Raw genomic sequence first — 11,792 nt, forward strand, 5'->3', positions numbered from 1 at the left:
TTGACGGTCGAGGCGCCGGAAAAGCCGCCGTGGGCCGCAGGCTCCGCCTTCTCAGGCGCCGCTATCCCCTGACAACCCCCCGAATCGAGAATTCTCATGTCTGCCCTGTTTTCCCCGTTTGAACTGAAAAGCGTGAAGCTGCGCAACCGCGTGGCGATTCCGCCGATGTGCCAGTACAGCGCCGTCGATGGCGTGACCAACGACTGGCACCTGGCCCATTACGCCAGCCTCGCGCGCGGTGGCGCCGGTCTGGTGATCGTGGAGGCGACCGCCGTCTCGCCCGAAGGCCGCATTACGCCGGGATGCACCGGTCTGTGGAACGACGAACAGGCGCAGGGCATGGCGCGCATCGCTGCGGCCATCAAGTCGCACGGCGCGGTGCCCGGTATCCAGATCGCCCACGCCGGTCGCAAGGCCAGCGCGAACCGTCCGTGGGAAGGCGACGATCACATCGCTGAAGACGATTCGCGTGGCTGGCCGACGATTGCGCCGTCCGCCGTGGCGTTCGGCAAGCATCTCGGCAAGGTGCCCACGGCCATGACGCTCGACGACATCGCACGGGTGAAGGCCGATTTCGTGGCGGCTGCGCGTCGTGCGCTCGCCGCCGGTTTCGAGTGGCTGGAGCTGCACTTCGCGCACGGCTATCTGGCGCAGAGCTTCTTCTCGTTGCATTCGAATCAGCGCGACGACGCCTACGGTGGCGACCTCGCCGGCCGCGGCCGCTTCCTGCTGGAGACGTTGGCCGCCGTGCGTGAAGTGTGGCCGGACCATTTGCCGCTCACGGCCCGTTTCGGCGTGCTCGAATACGACGGTCGCGACGAAGAGACGCTCGCGGAATCGATCGAACTCACGCGTCAGATGCGTGAAGGCGGTCTGGATCTGCTCAACGTGAGCGTGGGTTTCTCGACGTATGAAGCGAAGATTCCCTGGGGTTCGGCATTCCTCGCGCCCATCGCCGAGCGTGTGAAGAAGGAAGCGGGCATCGCCGTCGCCTCGTCGTGGGGGATCGACGACCCGCACGCGGCCAATCGTGTGGTGGCCGATGGGCAGATGGACCTCGTGATGATCGGCCGCGCACTGCTCGCCAACCCGCACTGGCCGTACTACGCCGCTCGCGAACTCGATCTGGACCGTCCGTCGTGGGTGCTGCCCGCGCCGTATGCGCACTGGCTTGAGCGTTACGCCGTGCAGCGCGCCGCGTAATTCACCGCGCAATACAGCGAGTAATACGCCACGTAATTCGTCGCGTAGCGTGCCGCACAGTGCGCGCAGGCACAGACCCGTCGGCTCGGCGGGCGAAAGCACCAACGCATGAAAGACAGCGCCCCCGGACGTCGGAAGACGCCGGGGGCGTTGTCGTATCCCGCGCGCCGGATCAGGTCGCGCTGGTGGTGACGGGCCGCAGCGTCTGCGGCTGCTTGAGGTCTTCGAGAACGGTTTTCTTCGTGCGATGCGCGTCGGAGGCATCGGAGAGAATTTTCCAGAAGTCGTTGTTGGTCGACGACATCGTGATGTTCTGCCCCAGATCGGCGAGTTCGGTGAGCAGTGTGGCTGCTGTCGTGGCGCGATAGAACTCCGGATGGAATTGCAACATGACGGCGGGTGCTGCGCCTGAATGCGCACCTTCCACCGCTTTGACGAGGTCCTTGTACACGACCGACGGTTTGAGGCTGCCCGCCGGCGCCTGCATCGACACGGGAATCGCCTGGTGATGCGCCACGGTGCTCAGAATCGATTTGCGCATGGCCTCACCGTACAGCCCGTTGCGGCTCTCTTCCGTCAGCTTGAAGCGTTGCAGGCCCTTGTGACCCTCCACGTGCTGCTGCATCTGCGCGCCGAAGTACACGTTGGCCATCTGGAAGCCACGGCACACGGCGAGCATCGGAATGCCCTTGTTGGTGGACTCGCGAATGAGCGCCAGTTCCAGCGCGGAGCGCCGGTAGTCGCCACCCCAGTTCGTCTTCGGATCCTGCGCGGCGCCGTACAAGGCGGGCGGCACGTCTTCACCGCCGGGCAGGACGATGGCGTTCACATGCTCGCCGAGCTTCTGCGCCTTGGCGACGATGGACGACAACTGCGGATGAGCGTCGGGATGGTCGTCGATCTCACGCAACAGCCGTTGACCGATAGGAAGGTCGTGAGGCGTGTATTCGCCGACCGTGCCGAGGGCGGTGTCCATCTCGCGGTTGATCGCCGTCAGCTCGGTCGATTGCGGCTGCATCGTGATGCGCAACGGCACGTTGTTCGCCGCCTGATCGAGCTTCATGAAGACCTTCGGCACCGTGACGCCGCGCACTTCGGGATTGATCAGGATCGCGGCGAGCGGTTTGGTCGTCACGGCGGTATCGCGCGACGCGTCGTCCACCTCGAAGTTCGGCAACGTGCCGAAGAACGCCGCATTCGTCAGATGGCTGTTGTGGATCGACGAGCGTGCGACGTTGGCGTCGAGGAAATGGGTGCCGGCGAGCGTCACCGTATCGAAGCGCGAATCGGTGATGTGGGTGTCTTCGAAACTGCCGCTGACGATGTCGCACCGCTGGAACGTCACGGCGTGCAGCGACGAGCCGGTCATCATCGTCTCACGCATGATGCAGTCCTCGAAGATGCAGTTATCGAGCGACGCCTTCATGAACGACGCATTGTTCAGACGGCATCCGGCGAAGCGCGTGCCGGACAGACTCGCCGTGCCGAAGTGGCTCCAGTCGAAGTGGCAATTGACGAACGACAGGCCGTCGAGCTTCGCGTGCTTGAGCAGCGTGCTGTCGGAGAGCGTGAGGTTGGATATCCGTGTCGAGAACCCGGCGGCGCGCAGTTGTGCGGCCACGTCGACAGGCGCATCGCCATCGGCCGCTTTCGCCTTGGCGATCAGCTTCTCCAACTGCACCTTGTTGACGGAAGGCAACGCGGCGCCGTGATCGCCGGGCGCGGGTTCGGCCAGCTTGTCGGAGACCCGCGACCGGACGATGTTCTTCGCGGACCGCGCCGAGAAATGACCGATGGCGTCGGCCGCATGTCTGAGCGCGGAGCGCCGGTCGACGGGCCGTGTCAGATTGATGGGCGCGGCGCGTGCGGCGGAGATTTTGCCCTTGAGCGCTTGCGTCGCCTGTTCGTCGGGGTTCTGGGTGAGCAGCGTTTGTCGTTCGCGAAACGACAGCCCTTTCTTGAACGCCTTCATCTGCAAGGGCGTCAGGTTCAGGGTCTGTTCGGCGGCAGGCGGTGCGGGCTGCGCCGGGGTCGACGACGCCTTCGGAGGCTGCGCAGGCGTTTCGGCATCTGCCGTGGTGCGCGCCGGCGTCGTATTGAGTGTGAGATGTGATGGCATGAGCGACGTCCCGGGCACGGCGCTGGCCGGGATCGCCAGATCGAAGTGTGCCCTTATCGCTTCAACTTACTCGTCGCGCACGAAAGGTGCGGTGCGTGCAACGAAGTCAGCTTCCGTAAACCGAACGCTTCGACGAAGAGCGTGCGTGTCTCGATAAGACCAAGGGCTCATGCGTCCCCTGGCCGTTCGTCATCACCAGTTGATGTCCACACAAAGCACATGCAGCCCTTGCTTGGCGGGTGACGCGATAGATGCCGTCACGCACAGGTGCGCTTCGTTGATCGAGAGATACGGCGGCGTGAAGTGCACTTCACCGGGCTCGCGCATGGCTTCGATGAAGTACGGGCGCCGCGCCCAGTTCGCCCCTTCCGAATGCAGCAGCGGACGGAAACGCTTGGCGCGCTGCGACGAGTGGCTGTGCGGCAGCACGTTGTCGCCGATCTGACGACCGGCGGCGTCGAGCAGGAAGCATCGGGCAGCGTCGGGCAGCGCCAGCAGATCGTGCGTCGCCTGACGAATGTCCTGCCCTTGTGCGAGGCGTGCCGCCGCCGACTCGATGCCGGCGACGTACGGGGCCAGTCGCGCGTGCTCGGCACGCTCACGCTCGACGAGTTGGGTGCGAAGCGCAGACGACAGCGCGTCCATGCGCTCGGCGGCCACTTTCGGCGGGACAGGATCGAAATCCGGTGCGGCGAAGTACTGCCCCTGCACGAAGTCGACGTTGCACTCCAGCGCGATCAACGCTTCGCGATCCGTCGTGAGGCCGCCCATCATCACCAGTTGCCCCGACTCGTGCAGCAACGACACCAGCCCCGGCAACACGCGCGCCAGATGCGACTGCTCCGTCGCCTGCGCAAGAATGCCGCGATCGAGCACCACGATGTCCGGGCGCAGATCCCACACGCGATCGATGTTCGAATGCTTGGCGCCGAAACTGCCCAGCGCGATCAGGAAGCCTGCCTTGCGCAGACTGCCGACGATGGCCCCGAAGCGCGGCGTGTCGCCACCGGCCTGCTCGGGCACTTCGAGCACCACACGCTGCGGCGACAGGCCCGACGCTTTCAGTGTGGCGATGAGCGCGTCGCCATAGACCGTGTCCATGAGCGCGGCGGGGTGCAGATTCAGAAAGAGCCACGCGTCGCGGCTGTCGAACTCGTGGAAGTTGCCCAGATGCAGCGACTCGGCGAGTCGCCCCAGTTCCAGCATGTCGCCGTGGCGCGCGGCCATCGTGAAGACCTCGTGCGACGGCACGTGACGCCCCTGTGCGTCGTGCGCGCGCAGCGACGCGTGATAACCGATCGCGCGCCGGTGCGAGACCGAGAACACCGGCTGGAAGACGCTGGAGATCGTGAAATCGCCATAGATGACGATGCGCCGGCCGTCGTCGGCTGCCGTCAGTCGGGGCGGCAAAAGTCCTGGGGCGTCGAGGTCGGTCATGGTCATGGTCGTGACAAGCGCGGGGGCGGCAAGGATATGTACAGAATAGGAGAGCAAGAAGCGTGCTCAAAGGCGCGCGCTATTGTCCCCGATTTTTCCGCCGATTTCCGCCTGTCTTGTGACGCGACGCACCAGAGAATGCGGTTCTCGCACCAAAGTGGGGCGAGAACGCGAGGTGCGACGATATGCGCACCTGCGGCAAACCGGCTGCGCTGTCTGCGTAGCTTGCCGTCAGGGCGCGAGCCGCTGTGCCCGTAGCGCCACGCGCGCGAGCGCCAGCGCGCACACCACGTTGAAGACGTGCAGGCCGCCCGGGCCCAGCACCGTCACGACCACGGAGGCGATCATCGGCCCGAGCAGGCCGCCGACCGAGAAAAGGATGAGCAGGGTCGCGCTAACGCCGATGCGCCGTTCCGGCTCGGTGCGGTCGTTCACGTGCGAGACGATCAGCCCGTACTGCGTGAAGTTCACGGCCGAGAACAGGAACATCAGCACGAAGACGAGCCAGTGCGCCTGAATGAAGATCAACGGCGCGCAGAACACCGCCGACGCGAGCGCCAGACGCCGCGACACCGTGCGACGGTCCATCCGGTCCGACAAACGGCCGACCGGCCATTGCATGAGCAGCGCACCGAACAGCGCCACGCCCATCAGCGTCGACAGACTGCCGATGGAAAAGCCGATGCGCGTTAGGTAGACGGGCATCATCGCGTAGAACGCGCTGTACAGAAAGCCCGCGAGAATGCAGCCCGGAATGGCGATGGGCGTGGCGCGCGCCATTTCCGTGATGCTGTCGAACAGACTCATCGCCGGTTGTTTGACGAGACGCTCGTCGGCCACGCGCGTGGGCCAGCCCTGCATGAGCGTGATCGGCAGAATGGCGGCGACGAACAACCCCGCGACGAGCAGCAACTGGCCTTCACTGCCGGCCTCGCCGATGTTGAGCAGGAATTGCCCCGCGCTGACCGCCAGATAGTTGATGGTGAGATACGAGCCGAAAACGCGTCCGCGCATGGTGTTCGGCACGGAGCCGTTGAGCCAGCTCTCCACGGTGGTGTACATGCCCATGAGCGCCAGACCGGTGCCTACGCGCAGCAGGCACAGCAGGAGCATGGATTCGCTCACGGCGAAGCCCATCACGAACAGCGCGGCGAGCGCGGTGAACGCCACGAACGCGCGATGCTGGCCGATATGCTCGATCAGCGACCGGTTGTAGAACGCGCCGAGCAGGAAGCCCGCGTAGTAGCACGACTGAATCACGCCGATGGTGAACGTCGACGCACCGAACTTGAGGGCATGAAAGGGCACCGCCGTGACGAACAGCCCGTTGCCCACGACGAGCACGCCGTAGCCCAGCAGAATGCCCATGAGCGCCGGGTAGACGCTGATGGGCAGGGGCACGGCATCTGCCGGCGCGGGGCCGGGCGGCGTCGAGGGCGCGCCGAGCAACCCGGCTTCGGACAACGGGCCGGGACGATCGGGCTCGTCTTCGGCAATAGCGGTATCTAGCGACGGATCTCGCTGCATTCGGAATAGAGTGGGCCAGAGAATGGGGGGCAAAGGCTTGCACGTGCCTTCATCATCGCACGAGATGACTTTCCGCCGTACTGACGATGGTTATGCCGACGCGAGATTTTGCGATCCCCTTATTCCCTTATCCCGTAACCGCAAAAGCAAAGGGCGTGTCCGATTGTCGGACACGCCCTTGCGATTGCCGCTCTCGCCAGACACCGGCCTTCCCCCGAAGGCCGCAGTCAAATGGCGTTCGCGTCAGGCCACGCTCAATGCTCGGTCACTCCGGCCCCGTGCCAGACCTGTTCGCGACGCTTGCGACTGCCGATCCACGCGGCCGACAGTGCGCTGATGAGACCGGCGATCAGCACGTAGATACAGATCATCCACGGCTCGCCGCCGTTTTTCTGCAACAGGTACGTGGCGATGATCGGGCTCAGGCCGCTCGCGAAGATGCCGGAGAACTGATAGACGAACGAGATGCCGGTGTAGCGCACCTTGGCGTCGAACAGTTCGGAGAAGAGTGCCGCTTCAGGACCGTAGACCGACGCGTAGATCACGCCCAGCGGAATCACGATGGACAGCCACACGAGCATCACGCTGCCGCCGCTCGCCTTCATCAGCCAGAAGCCCGCGAACGACGACAGACCGGTGGCGAGCGAGCCCCAGAAGTAGATGCGGGTGCGGCCGATCTTGTCGGACAGCTTGCCGAAGAACGGAATCGTGAAGATCATCACGAACGCGGCGGCCATCACGCCGGTGAGCGCTTCGGTCTGCGAGAGCTTGAGCGTCTGCGTGAGGTAAGCAATCGAGAACACGCCGAAGATGTTGAAGAACACCCCGTCGATGAAGCGTGCGCCCATGCCGGCCAGCACATTGCCCGGGCTCTTGGTGAGCACTTCGGCAATCGGAATCTTGATCTCTGCGCCCGCTTTCTTGATCTTCGAGAACTCCGGCGTTTCCATCACGTTCAGACGAATGTACATGCCGATGGCGACGAGTCCGACCGACAGGAAGAACGCCACACGCCAGCCCCATGCGAGGAACTGCGCGTTGGTCAGCGTGTATGACAGCACCGCGACCACGCCGGACGCCAGGCACAGACCCACCGCCAGCCCGACTTGCGGAATGCTGGCGTAGTAGCCGCGCTTCTCCTTCGGCGCATATTCGAACGCCATGAGTACCGCGCCGCCCCATTCGCCACCCAACCCAATGCCTTGCAGCACACGCAGCAGGAGCAGCAGCACAGGCGCCCACAGCCCGATCTGCGCATACGTCGGCACCAGGCCGATGAGCATGGTCGCGATGCCCATGATGGTGAGCGTCATCACGAGCATGCTCTTGCGCCCGAGCTTGTCGCCGAAGTGCCCGAAGATCACACCGCCGAGGGGACGGCTCAGGAAGCCGACCGCGAACGTGCCGTAGGCGAGCATCGTCGAGACGAGCGGGTCGCCGCCGGGGAAGTACAGCTTGTTGAACACGATGCCGGCGACGACGCCGTAGAGAAAGAAGTCGTACCACTCGATGGTGGCGCCGATGAGACTGGCGACGACGACCCGGCGCATCTGCCGGGCGTCGGTCTGGGTCGATGCATTCATGGTTGTCTCCGAATCTTGTAATGGTTGGGGGTGCATGTGTCGGGTGACACTGACTAAACCGCCAGAGCGATCTCCGCAGGCGCCTCCTTGCTGCCGCGGATTTCCTGCATGCCCGACGCTTGCTTCCTGTCTTCGAGAATCATGTCGGCCGCCTTCTCGGCAATCATGATGGTCGGTGCATTCGTGTTGCCCGAGACCAGTTCGGGCATGATCGAGGCGTCCACGACGCGCAGCGCCGCGAGCCCGTGCACGCGCAGCCGGTCGTCGACCACCGCCATGCTGTCGTCACCCATCTTGCAGGTGCCTGCGGGGTGATAGATCGACTGGCTGAACTGACGCGCGGCCTGAAGCAGTTCGTCGTCGCTCTGGTACTGCGCGCCGGGCACGAACTCGCTGATGATGTGGGGCGCGAGCGACGGGGCGCACGCAATGCGGCGCGCGACCTTGATGCCGTCGATCACCACGCGATGATCGCGTTCGTCCGACAGGTAGTTGGCATGAATCGAGGGGTATTGCAGCGGATCGTTGCCGCGAATTTCCACGCTGCCGCGACTATACGGCCGCAACTGGCAGACGGACGACGTGAAGGCCGAGAAACGATGGGCGCCCTTGCCGGGTTTGTCGGCGGACAGCGGCTGCATATGGAACTGGATATCGGGGCGCGTGAGTTCCGGGCGCGAGCGCGTGAAGATCGTCACCTGACTGGCGGCGAGCGTGAGCGGGCCGGTGCGGAACAGTGCGTATTGCAGGCCGATGAGCGCCTTGCGCAGCGGGTTGTTCACCTCGTCGTTCAGGGTGCGCTCGCGAGTCTTGAAGACGAGCCGCACTTGCAGATGGTCTTGCAGGTTCTGGCCGACGCCGGGCAACGCATGACGCAACGCGACGCCCGCTTTTGCGAGTACGGTCGTCGGGCCGACGCCCGAGTTTTGCAGCAACTGCGGCGAGCCGATGGCACCCGCCGCGAGAATGACTTCGACACGTGCGCGCGCCTTCTTGCGCTGGCCGTCTTGCAGATATTCGACGCCGACGGCGCGTTTGCCTTCGAACAGCACACGACATGTCTGGGCACGCGTCTCGACGATCAGATTGCGACGATGGCGCGCCGGCTTGAGAAAGCCCTTCGCCGTGCTCCAGCGAAAGCCTCGGAATGCCGTCTGCTGGAAGTAGCCGACGCCTTCCTGCGTCGCGCCGTTGTAGTCCTCGTTGAACGGAATGCCCGTATCCTTCGCGGCGGCGATGAAGTGCTCGGCGATGGGACGGCGCAGTCGCAGATCCGACACCTTCAGCGGGCCGCCTGCGCCGTGATACTCACTCGCACCGTGCTCCTGATCTTCGGACTTGCGGAAGTAGGGCAGCACGTCGGCATAGCGCCAGCCGCGATTGCCCAGTTCGGCCCAATGGTCGTAATCCTCGCGTTGGCCGCGCACATACAGCAGACCGTTGAGCGAACTCGATCCGCCGAGCACCTTGCCGCGCGGCCAGTCGATCTGACGGTCTGCCACGTTGGCATCGGCTTCGGTGCGATAGCACCAGTCCAGCTCGGGGTCGTGCATGGTCTTGAAATAGCCGACCGGGATGTGAATCCAGGGATTGCTATCGGGCCCGCCGGCTTCGAGCAACAGCACCCGGTTCGCGGGATCTGCGCTCAGACGATTGGCGAGCACGCAACCTGCCGAGCCCGCACCGACGATCAGATAGTCGACCTCATGTTCCATACCGCCTGTCTCCTGCTTGACGTTTGCATCCCCATCGGATGAAACGATTCGTTTCGGTTTGTTTCGATCCAATGTCGGCGAGCGAAGGACAAATGCCAAGCGAAAAAAAGCGAGAGACAGGAAACTGAAACGGATTTCGCGCTTGCTGTCTCAGAACGCGGCGATTGCTGCGGCGCACCTGCGGGGTTTTACTTAGTCGCTGCCACGATGACGAACGATGCGCGTGCGACGTGGCCGAACGTGAATGCCGCGTCGCTCACGGGTAATCCCGGGGCTGATCGTCGATCAAAAATTGGTATATTTTGTTTCTTTTATTGATCGAAATGCATTTCGGGCGGACGCGCTCAGGAGGCGTTTGATGCGGGAAACGCAGCAAGAAGCGAGGCAGGAAACGAGGCAGGAAGCAAGGCAGGAAGCGACGCGCGACACCGGCACGCTGGACGATGCCGATCTGCGCGCGAGCGACGAGGCGCGCAATCTTCGCGCGCTCGCCGTCATCGAGCGTCTGGCGATGGCCGGGCAGCCCTACACGCTGTCGCAACTGGCCTCGCGTCTGTCGATTCCCAAGGCCACGCTCATGCGGCTGATCGAAGCGCTGGAAGTGTGCGGCTACGTCTCGCATGTTCCCGATTCGCGCGGCTCGGAGCGCGGCTTGTCGCTAGGGCCGCGTGCCGCGCGTCTCGCGCTCGTCACGCTCGCGAACAACAACTTCACGCGCGCGGCGAGGTCGTTATTGCGTGCGCTGGTGGATCGTGTGGGCGAGACCGTCAACCTCACCGCGCTCGACGGCGACGAAGTTCTCTACATCGAACGGGTAGAAACGAACGAACCGCTGCGCATGCAGATGCACCCGGGCATGCGCGTGCCGTTGCACTGTACGGCGAGCGGTAAATTGTTTCTGTCGCAGATGCCGGTAGCGGAGCGTCGTGCCGTGCTCTCGCGACTGTCGCTCAAGCGGATGACACCGAGAACGATTACGGACGTCAGCCTGCTCGAAGCCGAACTGGACCGGCTCGCCGCGCGCGGGATCGGCATCGACAACGAGGAGTTCGTGCGCGGCATGGTCGCCGTTGGCGTGCCGGTGCGTGCGCCGGAAGACGGTCACGTGCGCGCGGTGCTCGCCGTGCATGGGCCGACGGCGCGCGTGACGCTGGAGCAATTGATGGGATTGGTGCCGACGTTGCGCGAGACGGCGACGGCGCTCGCGCCGCTGCTCGACTGGCAGCGGGCAAGCAAGGCAGAGGCGTTGGCGAAAAAAGCGGAAGCGGAGAAAGCCGAAGACGGCGCCGATCGGGCGAAGGCGCTCTGACGTGCCTGCGCCGTCCAGGCGATCAGTATTTCAGAAGGTCTTCGCCAGTTCCTTGGCGGCTTCCTGAAGACGCGGCACGAATTCCATCGCCCTGGACAGCGACGTACGCGACACCGGCGCATGCACGGCCACTGCCGCGATGCAGGCCCCGTCCTCCTTGAGCACGGGCGCCGCCACGCATGCGATACCCAGCACGAACTCCTCGTTATCGACAGCAATGCCTTTGTGCGCAATGCGGTCGAGTTCGCTTTCCAGCAATTCGGGATCGGTCAGCGTGTTCGGCGTGAAGCGTTGCAACTTCATTGCACGCAACAGGGCGGCGCGCTGCTCGCGAGGCATCATCGCCAGCAGCAGCTTGCCGCTGGCGCTGCTGTGCGCGGGCACGTGCGAGCCCGGTTTCAGATCGAGACGCAGCGGCCACGGGGCCTCCATGCGATCGAGATAGAGCACCTCGGTCTCATGCAGCATCGTGAGGTTGCAGGTCTCGCCGAGATCGGCCACGAGACGCCCGAGAATCGCATGGCGCATGCGTCGCGCACCGGCCTGCATCATTACGCCGAGGCTCAGTTGCGCCAGACGCGGGCCGATCACATAAGCATTCTTCTGGCCCGGTTCGCGAATCACCAGTCCGCCGGCTTCGAGCGAGCCGAGCATGCGGTGCAGCGATGCCTTCGGCATCTGAATGTCGTGCGCCATGTCCGCGAGCGAGACGGGCGCGTCGGCAGCGACGAGATATTCGAGCAGCGCGAACGCCCGCAGGGTCGGCGTATCCGCCTTGTTGTCGGAGGGGGAGTCGTGCTGAATCGCTACGTCGTTCATATGCGCCGTTCCGGAAAATGGATCAGCGGTATTGTACCCAAACAGGTTATCGACCGGCATTGGCAAGGTTCCGATGCGTT

Annotated in this window: 8 protein-coding genes; 2 read left to right on the forward strand and 6 right to left on the reverse strand. The window is 64.2% G+C overall.

Annotated elements, in window-relative coordinates; genetic code table 11:
- The first annotated feature begins 96 nt into the window (after positions 1-96).
- Positions 97-1,203 carry an NADH:flavin oxidoreductase/NADH oxidase gene (locus PCA20602_RS15215; protein WP_150721951.1) on the forward strand — a complete coding sequence of 369 codons (1,107 nt, stop codon included), beginning with the start codon at positions 97-99 and terminating at the stop codon, positions 1,201-1,203.
- 172 nt (positions 1,204-1,375) lie between these two features.
- Here PCA20602_RS15215 and PCA20602_RS15220 read toward each other — a convergent pair whose 3' ends face one another.
- From PCA20602_RS15220 to PCA20602_RS15240, 5 genes are all read right to left on the reverse strand, one after another.
- Complete coding sequence (locus PCA20602_RS15220; protein WP_150721952.1) at positions 1,376-3,322, reverse strand: gamma-glutamyl-gamma-aminobutyrate hydrolase family protein; 1,947 nt, start codon at positions 3,320-3,322, stop codon at positions 1,376-1,378.
- Between the two features lie 192 nt (positions 3,323-3,514).
- Positions 3,515-4,765 carry a sensor domain-containing phosphodiesterase gene (locus PCA20602_RS15225; protein ID WP_150721953.1) on the reverse strand — a complete coding sequence of 417 codons (1,251 nt, stop codon included), beginning with the start codon at positions 4,763-4,765 and terminating at the stop codon, positions 3,515-3,517.
- 225 nt (positions 4,766-4,990) lie between these two features.
- Positions 4,991-6,286, reverse strand: a complete 1,296-nt coding sequence (locus tag PCA20602_RS15230) for an MFS transporter (RefSeq protein WP_150721954.1) — start codon at positions 6,284-6,286, stop codon at positions 4,991-4,993.
- A gap of 254 nt (positions 6,287-6,540) precedes the next feature.
- Positions 6,541-7,869 (reverse strand): MFS transporter, encoded by a 1,329-nt coding sequence (locus PCA20602_RS15235; protein WP_150721955.1) that lies wholly within the window; start codon positions 7,867-7,869, stop codon positions 6,541-6,543.
- Between the two features lie 53 nt (positions 7,870-7,922).
- Positions 7,923-9,584 carry a GMC family oxidoreductase gene (locus tag PCA20602_RS15240; RefSeq protein WP_150721956.1) on the reverse strand — a complete coding sequence of 554 codons (1,662 nt, stop codon included), beginning with the start codon at positions 9,582-9,584 and terminating at the stop codon, positions 7,923-7,925.
- Between the two features lie 358 nt (positions 9,585-9,942).
- Here PCA20602_RS15240 and PCA20602_RS15245 point away from each other — a divergent pair, with 358 nt between their 5' ends.
- Positions 9,943-10,893, forward strand: a complete 951-nt coding sequence (locus PCA20602_RS15245; protein ID WP_281354662.1) for an IclR family transcriptional regulator — start codon at positions 9,943-9,945, stop codon at positions 10,891-10,893.
- A gap of 30 nt (positions 10,894-10,923) precedes the next feature.
- Here PCA20602_RS15245 and PCA20602_RS15250 read toward each other — a convergent pair whose 3' ends face one another.
- Positions 10,924-11,712: an IclR family transcriptional regulator gene (locus tag PCA20602_RS15250; RefSeq protein ID WP_069340140.1), complete on the reverse strand. Its 789-nt coding sequence runs from the start codon at positions 11,710-11,712 to the stop codon at positions 10,924-10,926.
- Positions 11,713-11,792: the final 80 nt, after the last annotated feature.

Origin of the sequence: Pandoraea capi, from assembly GCF_902459735.1 — a bacterium.
GTDB classification, from domain to species: domain Bacteria; phylum Pseudomonadota; class Gammaproteobacteria; order Burkholderiales; family Burkholderiaceae; genus Pandoraea; species Pandoraea capi.